The organism is Pseudomonas sp. PVC-3-1, from assembly GCF_057444315.1.
Genome location: NZ_CM172023.1, coordinates 1,577,042 through 1,594,105, shown reverse-complemented (window position 1 = coordinate 1,594,105; position 17,064 = coordinate 1,577,042). Strand labels below are relative to the sequence as shown.

Annotated in this window: 12 protein-coding genes; 2 read left to right on the top strand and 10 right to left on the bottom strand. The window is 63.0% G+C overall.

The window, feature by feature from the left end; genetic code table 11:
* Positions 1 to 21: 21 nt before the first annotated feature.
* The 9 genes from gltB to AC2T4A_RS07385 form a co-directional block, all read right to left on the bottom strand.
* On the bottom strand, positions 22 to 4,467 hold the full coding sequence (gene gltB / locus AC2T4A_RS07425) for a glutamate synthase large subunit (protein ID WP_416750950.1): 4,446 nt from the start codon (positions 4,465 to 4,467) through the stop codon (positions 22 to 24).
* Between the two features lie 462 nt (positions 4,468 to 4,929).
* On the bottom strand, positions 4,930 to 6,618 hold the full coding sequence (locus AC2T4A_RS07420; protein ID WP_486742999.1) for an AAA family ATPase: 1,689 nt from the start codon (positions 6,616 to 6,618) through the stop codon (positions 4,930 to 4,932).
* Between the two features lie 6 nt (positions 6,619 to 6,624).
* Entirely contained in the window at positions 6,625 to 7,731 is a 1,107-nt protein-coding gene (aroB, locus tag AC2T4A_RS07415) for a 3-dehydroquinate synthase (protein ID WP_416750954.1), read from the bottom strand.
* Positions 7,732 to 7,781: 50 nt separating this feature from the next.
* Complete coding sequence (aroK, locus tag AC2T4A_RS07410) at positions 7,782 to 8,273, bottom strand: shikimate kinase AroK (RefSeq protein ID WP_486743657.1); 492 nt, start codon at positions 8,271 to 8,273, stop codon at positions 7,782 to 7,784.
* A 35-nt stretch (positions 8,274 to 8,308) separates the two neighbouring features.
* Positions 8,309 to 10,384 carry a type IV pilus secretin PilQ gene (locus AC2T4A_RS07405; RefSeq protein ID WP_486742998.1) on the bottom strand — a complete coding sequence of 692 codons (2,076 nt, stop codon included), beginning with the start codon at positions 10,382 to 10,384 and terminating at the stop codon, positions 8,309 to 8,311.
* Between the two features lie 53 nt (positions 10,385 to 10,437).
* Positions 10,438 to 10,962 carry a type 4a pilus biogenesis lipoprotein PilP gene (pilP, locus tag AC2T4A_RS07400; RefSeq protein ID WP_416750960.1) on the bottom strand — a complete coding sequence of 175 codons (525 nt, stop codon included), beginning with the start codon at positions 10,960 to 10,962 and terminating at the stop codon, positions 10,438 to 10,440.
* Positions 10,959 to 11,621, bottom strand: a complete 663-nt coding sequence (gene pilO, locus AC2T4A_RS07395) for a type 4a pilus biogenesis protein PilO (RefSeq protein WP_416750962.1) — start codon at positions 11,619 to 11,621, stop codon at positions 10,959 to 10,961. The genes pilP and pilO overlap by 4 nt, the downstream gene beginning before the upstream one ends.
* The gene (pilN, locus tag AC2T4A_RS07390) at positions 11,618 to 12,211 is read right to left on the bottom strand and encodes a type 4a pilus biogenesis protein PilN (protein ID WP_416750964.1); all 594 of its coding nucleotides are present in this window, start codon (positions 12,209 to 12,211) and stop codon (positions 11,618 to 11,620) included. The genes pilO and pilN overlap by 4 nt, the downstream gene beginning before the upstream one ends.
* The gene (locus AC2T4A_RS07385; RefSeq protein WP_017520515.1) at positions 12,211 to 13,275 is read right to left on the bottom strand and encodes a pilus assembly protein PilM; all 1,065 of its coding nucleotides are present in this window, start codon (positions 13,273 to 13,275) and stop codon (positions 12,211 to 12,213) included. The genes pilN and AC2T4A_RS07385 overlap by 1 nt, the downstream gene beginning before the upstream one ends.
* A gap of 185 nt (positions 13,276 to 13,460) precedes the next feature.
* Between AC2T4A_RS07385 and AC2T4A_RS07380 the strand changes: the two genes are divergently transcribed.
* Complete coding sequence (locus AC2T4A_RS07380) at positions 13,461 to 15,890, top strand: penicillin-binding protein 1A (protein ID WP_416750966.1); 2,430 nt, start codon at positions 13,461 to 13,463, stop codon at positions 15,888 to 15,890.
* 173 nt (positions 15,891 to 16,063) lie between these two features.
* Positions 16,064 to 16,531 carry a hypothetical protein gene (locus AC2T4A_RS07375; protein ID WP_486742997.1) on the top strand — a complete coding sequence of 156 codons (468 nt, stop codon included), beginning with the start codon at positions 16,064 to 16,066 and terminating at the stop codon, positions 16,529 to 16,531.
* Here AC2T4A_RS07375 and AC2T4A_RS07370 read toward each other — a convergent pair.
* On the bottom strand, positions 16,525 to 17,019 hold the full coding sequence (locus AC2T4A_RS07370) for a YgjP-like metallopeptidase domain-containing protein (protein WP_017520518.1): 495 nt from the start codon (positions 17,017 to 17,019) through the stop codon (positions 16,525 to 16,527). The genes AC2T4A_RS07375 and AC2T4A_RS07370 overlap by 7 nt on opposite strands.
* Between the last annotated feature and the right edge of the window lie 45 nt (positions 17,020 to 17,064).

Here is a 17,064-nt window from a genome sequence, read left to right as displayed (position 1 = left end):
ACCTCATCAAACTTCAGGCGCTTATTGCGGGTTGGCACGGGTGCTGGTCAGGAGAGAGCCCAGGCTTGCCGCCTTGGGTTTCACCAGCCAGAACCGACGCAGGTAGTCGTCCAGGTTTTCCAGGACGTTTGCGCCCCACTCGCTCGCGGTTTCCGCCACGTACTCGACCAGCACCTTGCGCAGGTGGCTGCGCTGGGCTTCCATCGCTTCGCCGCTGATCCGCTGGATTTCCACCAGCTCGTGGTTCACGCGGTCGACGAAGGTGTTGTCCATGTCGAGGACATAAGCGAAGCCACCGGTCATGCCGGAGCCGAAGTTGTAGCCGGTCTTGCCCAGAACGCAGATGAAGCCGCCGGTCATGTATTCGCAGCAGTGGTCACCGGTACCCTCAACCACGGCGTGGGCGCCGGAGTTGCGCACACCGAAGCGCTCGCCCGCGGTGCCGGCAGCGAACAGCTTGCCGCCAGTCGCGCCGTACAGGCAGGTGTTGCCGACGATGGCCGATTCCTGCGACTTGAACGGGCTGCCCTTGGGCGGAGTGACGACCAGCTTGCCGCCAGTCATGCCCTTGCCGACGTAGTCGTTGGCGTCGCCTTCCAGGTACAGGTGCAGGCCGCCGGCGTTCCACACGCCGAAGCTCTGGCCAGCAGTGCCCTTGAAGCGGAAGGTGATCGGCGACTTGGCCATGCCCTGGTTGCCGTGGACCTTGGCGATCTCGCCGGAAATCCGCGCGCCGATGGAACGGTCGCAGTTGCAGATATCCAGCTCGTACTCGCCGCCCTTGGCGCCTTCGATGGCGGAACGGGCCAGCTCGACCATTTTCTCGGCCAGCAGGCCCTGGTCGAACGGCGGGTTCTTCTCGACTTCGCAGAACTGCGGCTTCTCGGCCGGGATCAGGTCGCTGCCCAGCAGCGGCGTGAGGTCGAGGTTGCCCTGCTTGGGCGTCTCGCCTGGCAGGATTTCCAGCAGGTCGGTGCGGCCGATCAGTTCTTCCAGGCTGCGCACGCCGAGCTTGGCCAGCCACTCACGGGTTTCGCTGGCAATGAAGGTGAAGAAGTTCACCACCATGTCCACGGTGCCGATGAAGTGGTCCTTGCGCAGCTTGTCGTTCTGGGTGGCGACGCCGGTGGCGCAGTTGTTCAGGTGGCAGATGCGCAGGTACTTGCAGCCCAGGGCGATCATCGGCGCGGTGCCGAAGCCGAAGCTCTCGGCACCGAGGATGGCCGCCTTGATGACGTCCAGGCCGGTCTTCAGGCCACCGTCGGTCTGCACCCGGACCTTGCCGCGCAGGTCGTTGCCGCGCAGGGTCTGGTGCGCCTCGGCGAGGCCCAGCTCCCACGGCGAACCCGCGTACTTGATGGAGGTGATCGGCGATGCGCCGGTACCGCCGTCATAGCCGGAGATGGTGATCAGGTCGGCATAGGCCTTGGCCACGCCGGCGGCGATGGTGCCGACGCCCGGTTCGGAAACCAGCTTCACCGAGACCAGCGCCTGCGGGTTGACCTGCTTGAGGTCGAAGATCAGTTGGGCGAGGTCTTCGATGGAGTAGATGTCGTGGTGCGGCGGCGGCGAAATCAGCGTCACGCCGGGCACGGCATAGCGCAGGCGGGCGATCAGGCCGTTGACCTTGCCGCCGGGCAGCTGGCCGCCCTCGCCGGGCTTGGCGCCCTGGGCCACCTTGATCTGCAGGACTTCGGCGTTAACCAGGTATTCCGGGGTCACGCCAAAGCGGCCGGTGGCCACCTGCTTGATCTTCGAGCTTTTCAGCGTGCCGTAGCGCGCCGGGTCTTCGCCACCCTCACCGGAGTTGGAGCGGCCACCCAGGCGGTTCATGGCTTCAGCCAGGGCCTCGTGGGCCTCCGGCGACAGTGCGCCGAGCGAGATGCCGGCAGCGTCGAAGCGCTTGAAGATGGACTCCAGCGGCTCGATCTCGTCCAGGCCCAGCGGCTGCTCGGCAGGCTTCACCTTGAGCAGGTCGCGCAGCATGGACACCGGGCGGCTATCCACCAGCGCGGTGTATTCCTTGAACTTGGCGTAGTCGCCCTGCTGCACGGCGGCCTGCAGGGTGTTCACCACGTCCGGGTTATAGGCGTGGTACTCGCCGCCGTAGACGAACTTCAGCAGACCGCCCTGCTGGATCGCCTTGCGGTTGTTCCAGGCTTCATTGGCCAGCAGCTTCTGCTCGTTCTCGATGTCGAGGAAGCGCGCGCCCTGGATGCGACTCGGGGTACCCGGGAAGCACAGGCCGGTGACTTCGTCGGCCAGGCCGATGGCTTCGAACAGCTGGGCGCCACGGTAGGAAGCGATGGTGGAGATGCCCATCTTCGAGAGGATCTTCAGCATCCCCTTGGAGATGCCCTTGCGGTAGTACTTGAAGACCTCGTAGAGGTCACCCAGCACTTCGCCGGTACGGATCAGGTCGGCCAGCACCTCATAGGCGAGGAACGGGTAGACCGCGGACGCACCGAAGCCCACCAGCACCGCGAAATGGTGCGGGTCACGGGCGGTGGCGGTTTCCACCAGGATGTTGGAGTCGCAACGCAGGCCGGTCTGTACCAGGCGATGGTGCACGGCGCCCACGGCCAGGGCCGCGTGCACCGGCAGCTTGCCGGGGGCGATGTGGCGGTCGGACAGCACCAGCAGCACCTTGCCGGCGCGCACGGCTTCCTCGGCCTGGTCGGCGATGTTGCGCACGGCCGCTTCGAGGCCGACGGACTCGTCGTAGTTCAGGTCGATGTGGTGCAGGTCGAAGCCCGGACGCTCCAGGTTCATCAGGGTCCGCCACTTCGCCGGGGAGATCACCGGGGTGGTCAGGATCGCCTGGTTGGCGTGGTGCGGGGACTCTTCGAAGATGTTCTGCTCGATGCCCAGGCAAGTCTCCAGGGACATCACGATCGCCTCGCGCAGCGGGTCGATCGGCGGGTTGGTAACCTGCGCGAAGACCTGCCGGAAGTAGTCGTACGGCGAGCGGATGCGCTTGGACAGCACCGCCATCGGCGTGTCGTCGCCCATCGAGCCGACCGCTTCCTGGCCCTGCTCGGCGAGCGGACGCAGTACCTGGTCACGCTCCTCGAAGGTGACCTGGAACATCTTCATGTATTGCTTGAGCTGATCGCCGTCGTAGCTGGCAACGCCCTGATCATCATCCAGCGTGGCCTGGATGCGCAGCGCGCTCTGGCGCAGCCACTGCTTGTACGGGTGGCGCGACTTCAGGCGATTGTCGATGTCCTCGGTCTGCAGCAGCTGGCCGGTCTCGGTGTCCACCGCAAGGATCTGGCCCGGGCCGACACGACCCTTGGCGATGACGTCCTCGGGCTTGTAGTCCCACACGCCAATTTCCGAGGCGAGGGTGATGTAGCCGTTCTTGGTGGTGACCCAGCGCGACGGGCGCAGGCCGTTGCGGTCGAGCAGGCAGACGGCGTAGCGGCCGTCGGTCAGCACGACGCCGGCGGGGCCGTCCCACGGCTCCATGTGCAGCGAGTTGAATTCATAGAACGCGCGCAGGTCGGCGTCCATGGTCTCGACGTTCTGCCAGGCCGGCGGGATGATCATGCGCAGGCCACGGAACATGTCCATGCCGCCGGTGACCATCAGCTCGAGCATGTTGTCCATGCTGGAGGAGTCCGAACCCACACGGTTGACCAGCGGGCCAAGCTCGTCGAGGTCCGGCATCCATTCGTTGGCAAACTTGGCGCGACGGGCCTGGGCCCAGTTGCGGTTGCCGGTGATGGTGTTGATCTCGCCGTTGTGCGCCAGCAGGCGGAACGGCTGGGCCAGCGGCCATTTCGGCAGGGTGTTGGTCGAGAAGCGCTGGTGGAAGACGCAGATGGCGGTCTTCAGGCGCTCGTCGGAAAGGTCCGGATAGAAGGCGGCGAGGTCCGCCGGCATCATCAGGCCCTTATAGATGATGGTCTTGTGCGAGAAGCTGCAGATGTAGTGATCGGCGTCCTCGGCGTTGGCCACGGAGGAGCGGCGACGGGAGCTGAACAGCTTGACCGCGAACTCCTGGTCGGACAGGCCCTCACCACCGATGAATACCTGCTCGATCTGCGGCAGGCGCTCCAGTGCCAGGCGACCCAGGACGCTGGTGTCGATCGGCACCTTGCGCCAGCCGACCAGCGAAAGGCCGGCGCGCTCGATCTCGCGATTCATGTTCGCGCGGGCGGCTTCGGCTTTTACCGGGTCCTGGTTGAAGAAGACCATGCCCACGGCATATTGGCCGGGCAGTTCGGTCGCGAAGGATTCCTTGGCCACGGCGCGCAGGAACTGGTCGGGCTTCTGGATCAGCAACCCACAGCCGTCCCCGGTTTTCCCGTCCGCGTTGATCCCACCTCGGTGGGTCATGCAGGTCAGTGCTTCGATGGCGGTTTGCAGAAGTTCGTGGCTTGCCTCGCCCGTCATATGGGCGATCAGACCGAATCCGCAGTTATCCTTGAACGTCTCAGGATGGTACAGACCTGCTTTCATAGGGAACTCTCACCGGCAAAACTTTTATAAATTCCAGGGTCTGCTGACGTTTCGCCATCGCCCTGTTTCGCCGTGCAGGCTCGTTTCCCGCGCACCCTAAAGGCTCGGGCCGCATCTATCGTGCAGCGCCGTTGCAGCCCCTGGTTCACCTGGAATGACCGTTCCGCGCGAGGTGCCACGTCTTACCCAACGTAGCGGCGGTTCCGGCCCTGGCCATGACGAAACGTCAGCAGACCCTCTTCAAGCACTTCGCCTGTCTACTCGCTCAAGCGGCAAGTTTCCGATAGGCAAAGGGAGGTCATTGTACACACGGGGAAAGCGACGTCACTGAATTTTTTTGACGCACTGCCGACACCCGATGTCGCATTTTTATAAGAATGCGGCAAAAGAAACAACCCAATAAAAAAGCCGAGCCCCAGGAAATGGGGCTCGGCTTTTTCAGTATTGCGACAGTGCGACCTTTCAGCGCGCCCCGGCGATGTCCTGCTGGATGCTGGAGAACGGACGAGCCCAGGGCTTGGAAGCCTGGATCTTCGCCGGCAGCTTCTTGATCGCCGCCTGCGCGGAAGCGCGGTCGGCGAAGCTGCCGTAGGTCACGACGTAGAACGGCTTGCCCTGCAGGTTCTTGCGGAAGTAGCGGTAGTCGCCGCCGCCCTGCTGGCTGATGAAGGCCTTGGCACTGGCTTCAGAGCCGGTGCCCAGCACCTGCACGGAGTAGCGCGAACCGGCCTGGGACTGGTACCAGCTGCTGCCACCGGCGCTACCGGTCGACGCCGCAGGCTTGCTCGCGGCAGTGGCTGGCTTGGCGCTGGCAACGGTGGTCGCAGGCTTGGCCGCTGCCGGTTTGGCAGCCTGAACAGGCTTGGCCGGCGCCGTGGCGGCGGGCTTGACCGGCTCCGGACGTGGAGTGGGCGTCGGGGCCGGAGCCGGCTGGACGGCCGCCTGCTGCTGGACGGGAGCCGCCGGCACCGGGTTCAGCGGTTTCGGGCCGTTGTTGGCCAGCGGAGTCACCGGCGGTGCAGTGGTCGTCACGGTCGGCGGAATGGCCGCGGACGGCATGCCGCCTTCATCGCTATCTTCCTGACCGCCGGCCTGGGCCATCGGCTCGCGAATCACCGGCTGGCTTTCGCCCACCAGCGGCAGCGGCAGCGGCTGGTTGGAGCCCGCGAATTCCACCGACGGGCCATTACCCTGCGCATCCGGCTGCGGCTGGGCGTTCGGCTGCGGAGCAGCGCCGCCCAGTGGCAGTTGCGAGGAAGTCTGCGCGGCAGTGTTGCTCGCGGTATCCGGCTTGGTGGTCTTGCCCTGCATGAACCAGGCAGCGATGACGCCGATGGCAACCACGCCGAGGATCGCCAGGTGCTTCTTCGGCAGTTTGAAGCCAGCACCGGCCGTTTTTCGCTCGCCACTGCGGTCGGCCAGCATCGCCTCGATCATGGCATCGCGGGCTGTCTGGTTGATGGTGCCGGGCCAGCCACCGGATTGTTCGTGGATGTCGGCCAGCAGGTCGGCGGAGATCAGCTCGATGCCCTGCCCAGCGCCCTCGAGGCGCTGCGCCAGGTACTCGCGGGTCTCTTCCTCGCTGTATGGCTGCAGTTCGATGGCATGGAAGCGCTCCTCGCCCTCGGACAGCACTTCGAGGCGCGACAGCAACTCGGGCTCACCGAACAGGAACACGTGCAGGCGCGCTTCTGAGTTGCCGGCGGCCAGCAGCAGGAGGACTTCGAGGGCGTCGTCGCGCAGTTGCTCGGCGTCATCCACCAGCAGGTAGACGTCCTGGCCGGTGATCGCCAACTGGGCGACCTTGGCGAGGATCGCCTCAATGCTGGTCTGAGTAATGCCCAGGCCTTGCGCAAGCTGACGCAGCAGAGTGGCTTCGTCGGTCACCGAGCGACCGGAAATCACCACGCTGGAAACGGCGTCCTTGTTGGTGCTGGCCACCAGGGCCTGGCGCAGCAACGTCTTGCCGCTGCCCAGCGGGCCGGTTACGGCCAGCAGCAGATGGCTGTAGCGCGCCAGGTGGTGCAGCTGCCCCAGAACGGGCTTGCGCTGCGCCGGGAAGAACTTGAAGCCAGGAACCCGCGGTGCGAACGGATCGTGGCTGAACTGGTAGTGGGCCAGGAAGGCCTCATCGGCATGCAAGCTGGACATGGGACCTCAGTGTTCTCCTGCCTGACCGACCAGTGCCTGGTAGTCAGCGCGCAGTGTTTCTTCCAGAATCTCACGGGGGAATTCGGCGGTCACGACCGCGCCCCCCAGCCCTTGGAGTAATACCAGACGCAAACGGCCATCGAGCACTTTCTTGTCGACAGCCATGTGCTCGAGAAAATGCTCGGCGTTCATTTCGTGCGGCGGGACCACCGGTAGCTTCGCCGCGGCCAGCAGACGGATGCCGCGATCGAGTTCGGCCTTTGTCAGCCATCCCAGCCGATGCGACATCTCAAGTGCCATCACGGTTCCCGCACCCACGGCCTCACCGTGCAGCCAGACGCCATAACCCATGTGGGTCTCGATGGCATGGCCGAAGGTATGGCCCAGGTTGAGCGTGGCGCGCACGCCGGTTTCCTTCTCGTCGGCGCCGACCACACGGGCCTTGGCCGCGCAGGAGCGCTCGATGGCTTCGGTCAGTGCTGTCGATTCCAGCGCGAGCAGGTCACCCATGTGCGCTTCCAGCCAGGTGAGGAAAGGCTCGTCGCAAATGAAGCCGTACTTGATGACTTCCGCCAGCCCCGCCGACAGCTCGCGAGGCGGCAGGGTTTTCAGGGTGGCGGTATCGATGACCACAGCCTGGGGCTGGTAGAAGGCCCCGACCATGTTCTTGCCCAGCGGATGGTTGATGCCGGTCTTGCCGCCGACCGAGGAATCCACCTGGGACAACAGCGTGGTCGGCACCTGGATGAAGTCGACGCCGCGCTGATAGCACGCCGCGGCGAAGCCGGTCATGTCGCCGATGACGCCGCCACCGAGAGCGATCAGGGTGGTCTTGCGGTCATGGCGCGCAGTCAGCAGGCCATCGAAGATCAGTTGCAGGGTTTCCCACTGCTTGTAGGCCTCGCCGTCGGGGAGCACGACCGTGGTGACCTTGTAGCCGGCCAGGGTCTTCTGCAGTCGATCCAGGTACAGCGGCGCGATGGTTTCGTTGGTGACGATGGCTACCTGGCGACCGCGAATGTGCGGCTCGAAGTAGCGCAGATCATCCAGCAGCCCTTCACCGATATAGATCGGGTAGCTGCGATCGGCCAGATCGACGTTGAGTGTGCGCATGAAACCCCCGGTCAAGAAAGGGGACTAGGATACCGCAGATTGCAGCGCCGTTAATGGCGCTCCAGCTCACGCAGGCGCTCCAGAATCTCCAGAACGACAAGACGCGGAGGCCGCTCGTCGGTTTCGATGATCACGTCGGCAATTTCGCGATAAAGCGGATCGCGCATCTGCATGAGATCACGAAGGATCTGGTCCGGATTGGGCTTCTGCAGCAACGGGCGATTCTTGTCGCGCGCCGTGCGGGATATCTGCTGCTCGACCGAAGCATGCAGGTAAATCACCTTGCCGCCATTCTTGAGGATGAGGCGATTGGCGTCGCGCATGACCGCGCCGCCGCCCGTGGCGATGACCATGCCCCCTTCATCGCACAACTCGGCCAGCATCGCTTGCTCACGCTCACGGAAGCCAGCCTCGCCCTCGACATCGAATATCCAGGGGATGTTGGCTCCGCAGCGCTGCTCGATCTCTTTATCCGAATCTTTGAAGACGAGGTGAAGCTCTTTGGCGAGAAGACGCCCGATGGTGCTTTTACCAGCTCCCATCGGGCCTACCAGAATCAAATTGGACACGACATTGATCAACGGCCGACTGCAATGGCCTGATTATTCATGATCCGCGGGGTAAGGAAAACCAGCAGCTCGTTCTTGCTGTCGGTCACGTAGTCATTCTTGAACAGGCGGCCGATCATCGGCACGTCGCCCAGGAACGGCACCTTAGCCGTCGATTTGGTCTGGGTGTTGGAGAACACACCGCCGATCACGATGGTTTCGCCGTCGTTGACCAGGACTTTCGCGTTCACCTCGTTCTTCTTGATCGGCGGTACGCCGTTCAGGGCGTTGGCGTAGTCCGGCTCATCCTTGTTGACCTTCACTTCCATGATGATGCGGTTGTCCGGAGTGATCTGCGGGGTCACTTCCAGGGACAGTGCCGCTTCCTTGAAGGACACCGAGGTCGCGCCGCTGGAGCTGGCTTCCTGGTAGGGAATCTCCGAACCTTTGAGGATCTTCGCGGTTTCCTTGTCGGAGGTGACAACCTTCGGCTGCGATACCACTTCACCGTTACCGGTTTTCTCCATGGCGTTGAGCTGGAGATCCAGGATGGTGTTGCTGGTGGTGAAGCCGATGCTGATCCCCGAGGTCGGAGTGGTATTCGAAGCGCCCAGGTCAACGAAGGTATTGCCGGTGCTGTTGGTGCCGCCGGACACATCGAAGTTGCCGTGGCCGGACAGCGAACCGCTCCAGTTCACACCCAGCTCCTTGGTGTAATCGACGTTGGCTTCGACGATGCGAGCCTCGATCATTACCTGACGAACCGGGATGTCCAGCTGCGCAACGATGCGGCGCAGTTCGTCCAGGCGATCCTGGGTCTGGTAGGCGATGATGCTGTTGGTGCGATCGTCCACGGTGATCGAACCGCGGTTCTCACCCTGGGCTGCAGCAGCCACGCCGGGTGCTGCCGCGCCGCCAGTGACGGAACTGAACAGCTTGGCGATATCCGCCGCCTTGGCGTAGTTCACCTGGATCAGCTCACGACGGAGGGGAGCCAGTTCGGAAATCTGCTTCTGCGCTTCCAGCTCCTGACGCTCGCGGGCCGCGATCTCGTCGGCCGGTGCGACCAGCAGGACGTTACCGACCTTGCGCTTGTCCAGGCCCTTGGTCTTGAGCACCAGGTCCAGCGCCTGGTCCCACGGCACGTTCTGCAGACGCAGGGTGATGTTGCCCTGAACAGTGTCCGAAGCCACCAGGTTCAGGTCGGTGAAGTCGGCGATCAGTTGCAGCACCGAGCGCACGTCGATGTCCTGGAAGTTCAGCGACAGCTTCTCACCGGTATAGGCGAAGCTGTCCTTCTTGCGCTTCTCGGCATCGTCCTGGGTCAGCGGTTTGATGCTGACGGTCATGCGGTTGTCGGTCTGATAGACGAGGTAGTCGTACAGCCCGGTTGGCTCGATGGTGATGCTGGCCTTGTCGCCGACGGCGGACGCGTTGACGAGCTGCACCGGAGTGGCGAAGTCCTTCACATCCAGGCGAACACGCAGGTTGTCCGGCAGTTGGGTACGCGGGAAGTCCAGGCGGATCTTGCCGCCCTGCTCCTGGATATCGGGACTCACGGTCGGATCGGACAGGTCGATCACGACGTTGCCCTCACCCTGCTCGCCACGCTGGAAGTCGATATTGCGGATGGCCTTGCCAGCCGGCACATAAGGCTTGGGCTGAGCGGGCTTGGCAACCGGCGCCGAGGACGGCGCAGCGGCAGCGTAGGAGCTGGAGGTCGCACCGGCGCCACCAACCACGACGTACAGGTTCGAACCTTCCGCGCGGGTGGTGTAAGGCACCAGGGTACCCAAGTTGACGATGAGGCGAGTACGGTCCTTCGCCTCGACCACGGTCAGGCTGCGGGCATTGCCCACACCCAGCTCGCGGTTCTTGCTGCCCAGCTTGTTCTGCACGCCCGGCAGGTCCAGCGCGATGCGCGCAGGCTGCTCGATGGTATAGCCACGCGGCGCGGCCACCGGCTCGTCGAAGCCCAGCTTGAGCTCCACGCGGTCACCCGGCAGGGCCGCCACGTCGACACTCTGCAGGTTTGCAGCCAGCAGGGTCGGTGCAAATACGGCCGCGAGCACGGAAATGCCCAGGCGGGAAAGCTTTCTATTCATCGTCTGAATCCGTCGTGCAGACTGCTGTTTATTATCCATGTTCATCCCCGCCCTTAGGAGCGTTCCTTGAGAGTCAGGCTGCGCGGACGCTCCAGCCAGCCACCCTCACCATCAGGAACGATTTCAATCACGTCGATCTTGGCTTCGCTGATCGCAACGATCTTGCCGTCGTTGCGCCCAAGGTAGTCACCCACTCGCACCCGGTGCACCCCTCCTGCACCTTTCACGAGAGCGAACACCTGACTGTCCTTGGCCAGGGTGCCGACCATTTCGAAGGTCTCGATGTTGAAGCCTTCGAGGAACTGCTTGACCCGCGTCTCGTCGGGCTTGATGACCTTGTTGCCCTTCTGCTTCACCGCCAGGTCGATCTTCACCGGTGGCTGGAACGGGCTACGCAGGGACGAGGCGCTGTAAGTGAACGCCTCATAGGCCTGGAACTTGGGCAGCGGCTCGATGGTGCCTTTCGGGCGAGCGCGGACCTCATCCATATAGGCCTGCAGGTCGGCAAAATCGCCTCCCGAGCCACAACCGTTCAAGGACAGGAGCAGGAAACTGCAAATGATCAGGCGCCCCCTCATTTCTTCGCTCCCGTCTTCGCTGCAGCCGCCGGGCCAGTAGCCTTCACGCCCTTGTCGTTGTACCGGTAGGTCTTCGCCAGGATGCTCATGCGCAGCTTCGACGTGCTGTCCGCGCTGGCCGGCTTGATGTCGAAATCATGCAGCGTCACGATCCGCGGCAGGCTGGACACGCCACTGACGAAGGTCGCCAGGTCGTGATAACCACCCACGACACTGATCTGGATCGGCAGCTCGATGTAGAACTGCTGCGCCGCTTCCGGCAGCAGCTTGATCTCTTCGAACTCCAGACCACTGCCCAGACCGGTGCGGGTGATGTCTTCGAGCAGACCCGGCACTTCGGTATCGCTCGGCAGCTGACGCAGCAGGGCGCCGAAGGACTCTTCCATCTCCTTCATCTGCACCTTGTAGGCTTCCAGGTTCGCCGCCTGGAAAGCCTTGGCGGAAAACTGCTGCTTGAGGGTCTGCTCTTCCTCGCGATTGCGGTCGAGCTGGTCCTGCAAGTCCTTCAGGTGGAAGTTGTAGCCAAGCGCCAGGACCACAGCCATCAGCAGAATGCAGGCGATGACCTTGACTGCCGCCGGCCAGGAACCAAGGTTGTTCAGGTCAAGATCGTTGATGTCGATCTTGCGCAAGCTCTCCAGAGAACTGGCCAGACTCATTTCTTGGCTCCTTGCGCGGTGCTCTTCTTGTCCTGATCTTCACTGCCGGGCTGGGTCTGCTGAACCGTCAACTGGAAGACATTCGCCTGATCCAGTGCACCCTGGGTGACCGCCTTGACTTCGGTCAGGTTCGGAGAAGTCAGCCACTCCGACGCATCCAGGTTACGCATGAGGTTCGAAACACGGTTGTTGGACTCGGCCGCCCCCGCAATGGCGATGGACTTCCCGGACATTTTCAACTCGGTGAAGAACACGCCATCGGGCAAGGTACGAACCAGTTGGTCGAAGACCCGACCGATGATCGGACGGTTGCCCTGCAGATCCTGAATGATCTTCATCCGCTCCAGCAGTTGCTGGCGGCGAGTCTTCAGCTCGCTGATCTCCTTGATGCGCGCATCGAGTACGGCGATTTCCTTGCGCAGGAAATCGTTACGCGCGCCCTGGTTCTCGATGGCCGAATTGAAGTACTGGTCGCCCAGGAAGATCACGGCACCGGAAGCCAGCAGGACCGCGCCCAGAATCACCAGAAAGCGCTGCTTGCGCTCCTCGCGCAGCTGTTCCCGCCACGGCAATAGGTTGATGCGTGCCATCAGTCGAAACTCCTCATCGCCAGACCGCAGGCAATCATCAGCGCGGGCGCATCACTGGCCAGCGCACCGGCGTTGACCTTGCCGCTGAGCACCATGTCGGCGAACGGGTTGGCCACCAGGGTCGGAGTACCGATCTTCTGCTGGATCAGGCGATCCAGGTCGGGAATGGACGCAGTACCGCCCGCCAGCAGGATGTAGTCCACATCGTTGAACTGGCCGGCCGCGAAGAAGAACTGCAGCGAACGGGAAACCTGTTGAACCACGGCATCCTTGAACGGTTGCAGCACTTCGCTGTCGTAGTCATCCGGAAGACCGCCCTGCTTCTTGGCAAGACCGGCTTCCTCGACCGAGAGGCCATAGCGACGCTGGATTTCCTCGGTCAGCTGACGCCCGCCGAAGAGCTGTTCGCGCGTATAGATAGTGCGGCCATGGTGCAGGACGCTCAGCGTGGTCATGGTGGCGCCGATATCGACCACCGCAACTGTGAGCTCGTCGGCATTGCCGCCCAACTGGTCTCCCAGCAGACTGAAGGCTCGCTCCAGCGCGTAGGCTTCAACGTCGACGACCTTGGCCGTCAGGCCCGCGAGCGCCAGCGCAGCTTCGCGCACCTCGACGTTCTCCTTCCGGCAAGCGGCGAGAAGAACATCGACGCGATCCGCGTTGCGCGCGGACGTGCCCTGCACCTCGAAGTCGATCGCGACCTCTTCGAGGGGATAGGGGATGTACTGGTCGGCCTCGATCTTGAGCTGGTTTTCCAGTTCGTCGTCCGAGAGTCCGCCGTCCATCTCGATGGTTTTAGTGATGACCGCCGAGCCGGCAACCGCGACCGCAGACGTCTTCACTGCGGTCCGCGCCTTGGCGACCACACGTGACAACGCCTGGCCGACACCCTCCAGCTCAGCGATGTTCTTTTCTACCACTGCATTGGGCGGGAGCGGCTCGACAGCATAGGCCTCTACCTTGTAGCGGCCTCCAGAGCGGCTCAATTCGAGAAGTTTGACCGAAGTCGAACTGATGTCTATCCCCAGCAGCGTGTTCGCTTTCTTATTGAAGAGCCCTAGCACGACTGATTTCCTATCAGCATCCGAGACTTACGGACGATTTATGTTTTTCCACATTAGATACCAGACTTGACAGCTTCGCAAATGGCTCGCCAGCAAAAAAACTGCTTATAATGTGATCAGCTTTTCCCTTTTTACCGCGCCATCCGCTTAACTCTTTCTTTTCTCTGGAAATCCAAGACCTTCCGATGCGCCTGCTGAAGTTTCTGTGGTGGACTTGCGTCACCATTATTTGTGGAGTGCTGCTCAGTTTCAGCGGCGCCTATCTGTACCTCAGCCCGAACCTCCCTTCCGTGGAGGCCTTGCGCAACGTGCGGCTGCAGATGCCGCTGCGCGTGTACAGTGCTGATAACAAATTGATAGCAGAGTTTGGCGAGATGCGCCGAACGCCGATTCGATTTGCTGAAATCCCCCCGGATTTCACCCACGCACTGTTATCGGCTGAAGATGACAATTTCGCCAACCATTATGGCGTGGACGTCAAAAGCCTGATGCGTGCTGCCGCGCAATTATTGAAGACCGGACACATCCAGACCGGCGGCAGTACCATCACCATGCAGGTGGCGAAGAACTACTTCCTCACTAACGAGCGCAGTTTCTCGCGCAAGATCAACGAGATATTGCTCGCCCTGCAGATCGAGCGCTCGCTTACCAAGGATGAGATTCTCGAGCTGTACGTCAACAAGATCTACCTGGGCAACCGCGCCTACGGCGTCGAAGCCGCCGCCCAGGTCTATTACGGCAAGTCCATCAAGGACCTGAGCCTGGCGCAGATGGCGATGATCGCCGGCCTGCCCAAGGCGCCGTCGCGCTACAACCCGCTGGCCAACGCCGCACGCAGCCTGGAACGTCGCAACTGGATTCTCGAGCGCATGCTCAAGCTCGGCTTCATCGACCAGCCGCGCTATCAGGCCGCCATCCAGGAACCGGTTGGTGCGTCCTACCACGTCCAGACTCCAGAACTGGCAGCCCCGTACATCGCCGAGATGGCCCGTGCCGAACTGGTCGGCCGCTTCGGTGGCGATGCCTACACCGAGGGCTATCGCGTCTACACCACCGTGCGCAGCGACCTGCAGGAAGACGCCAATGCCGCTCTGCGCGAAGGCCTCCAGGATTACGACCAGCGCCACGGCTACCGTGGCCCCGAGACCCGCCTTCCCGGCAAGACCCGCGACGCCTGGCGCCAGGCCATCGCCCAGCAGCGCCCGCTGGGCGGGCTGGAACCGGCCATTGTCATCCAGGTCGAGAAGAGCGGCGCCATGGTCATGACCCGCGACGGCAAGGAAGAAGCCCTGAGCTGGGACGGCATGAAATGGGCCCGCCCGTACCTCAGCAACAACAGCATGGGTCGCATGCCGAGCCAGCCCAGCGACGTGGTGCAGGCCGGCGATGTGATTCGCGTGCAGCGCAAGGACGACGGTTCGCTGCGCCTGTCCCAGGTGCCGGCCGCGCAAAGCGCCCTGGTATCGCTGAATCCGCAGGACGGCGCGATCATGGCGCTGGTGGGCGGCTTCTCCTTCGAGCAGAGCAACTACAACCGTGCCACTCAGGCCCGTCGCCAGCCCGGCTCCAGCTTCAAACCGTTCATCTACAGCTGCGCACTGGACAATGGCTTCACCGCCGCCTCGCTGATCAACGACGCCCCGGTGGTGTTCTACGACGAGTACCTGGACAAGGTCTGGCGTCCGAAGAATGACACCAATACCTTCCTCGGCCCGATCCCCATGCGCGAGGCGCTCTACAAGTCGCGCAACATGGTGTCGATCCGCATCCTGCAGGCATTGGGCGTTGACCGCGCACGCAACTGCATCAGCAAGTTCGGCCTGAACAAGGACGACCTGCCGCCGAACCTGTCCATGGCCCTGGGCACCGCAACCCTGACGCCGATGGAGATCGCCAGCGCCTGGACCGTCTTCGCCAACGGAGGCTTCAAGGTCTCGCCCTACATCGTGCAGCGAATCGAAAGCCGAGACGGCCAGGTGCTGTACCAGGCCAACCCGCCGAGCATTCCGCAAAACGAAGAACAGGTGCCAGCGCAGCCGCAACCGGCCGCCACCGACGCATTCGGCAACGAGGACCCGAGCCAGGCCAAGACCACCATCGAGCCGGCCGCCGCCGAGCGCGTCATCGATGCGCGTACCGCGTACATCATGACCAGCATGCTGCAGGACGTCATCAAGCGCGGCACTGGCCGTCGCGCACTGGCACTCAAGCGTGACGACCTGGCGGGCAAGACCGGTACCACCAACGAATCGAAGGATGCCTGGTTCTCCGGCTTCAACGCCGACTTCATGACCACCGTCTGGGTGGGCTTCGACCAGCCCGAAAGCCTCGGCCGCGCCGAGTACGGCGGCAACGTCGCCCTGCCGATCTGGATGCGCTTCATGGGCGCAGCACTGAAAGACAAACCGTCGCACTTGCTGCCCGAGCCGCCCGGCCTGGTCAGCTTGCGCATCGACCCGGTCACCGGCCGCGCGGCGCCTCCAGGCACCCCGGGTGCATACTTCGAGCTGTTCAAGAACGAGGACACACCGCCCTCGATCAACGAACTGGCGCCCGGCAGCGCTCCCGGCAGCGGCATGCCGGCGGACGAAGAAGCGCCGATCGATCTGTTCTGATGAAAGGCCCCTCCCGGAGGGGCCTTCTCATTTGCGAGAATCCTTCCCACAAAATCATGGCATTTAGCCAAATCATTGATTAATCTGGGCTTTGCGGCGGCGAACAACCCCAGGCGACCGACCCCATCCGGCGCGTCAGGGGCTTCCCGCAGCAACTTCATCAGGAGTTCCGGATGCCCCGCCCCCTGCTTGGCTGGCTGTTCTGCCTGATCGCCCTTCTGCTCGGCGCGCCCCTGCTGCGCTTGCTTGCACTGCCACGCTCACTCGAGCCAGCACCCGACATCGTCTATCTGGACCAAGTGTTTACCGTGCTGATTGCCAGCGCGGGCCTGGCCGGGTTGTTCATCGCCTTCCTGCTGCGCCTAGCCGGGCGAGTCCTGGTGGCACTGGTACTGCTCGTGCCGGCCATCATCCTTTGCGCGTGGCATCTGACCCACACCCATCTCGGCCCGGTTTCGCCCACGACGGAGCAATACGAGTGGCTGCTGGCGGGCCTGGCGGTCTATGCGCTGATATTGGCGGGTATCCACTGGCTGAACCAAAGCGAGCGCGGTCCGCGCAAGGCACTGCGCTACCTGGGGCTCGCCTTGCTGCTGCCGTGGTGCCTGGGGCTGTTCTACCTCGGACGCCTCTACTACTGAGGTAGGTCGCGCCAGGTCAGGTAGACGCGCAGGTCGAATTCCAACTGGTGATAGCCGGGCAGCATATGCTCGCAGAGCTGGTAGAAGGCCTTGCTGTGGTCGCGTTCTTTCAGATGCGCCAGCTCGTGAACGACGATCATCTGGAGGAATTCGGGGGCGGCATCCTTGAACAACGAGGCGACACGGATTTCCTTCTTCGCCTTGAGCTTGCCGCCCTGTACGCGCGAGATCGCCGTGTTCAGGCCCAGCGCGCGTTGCACCACATCCAGCTTGTTGTCGTAGAGCACCTTGTCGACCGCCGGCGCGGTGCGCATGAACTGCTGCTTGAGGTCCATTGCGTAGCTGTACAGTGCCTTGTCGCTCTGCACATCGTGACGACCGGGATAGCGGCGCTCCAGGTACTCGCCGAGGCGGTCCTGCTCGATGAGCTGACGCACCTGGTCCTGGAGTTGTGGCGGATAGGCTTGGAGATAGCGAAGCGGCTGCATGGGAAACGACTGGCGGAGGAAACGTCCGCCAGTCTACCGCATTCC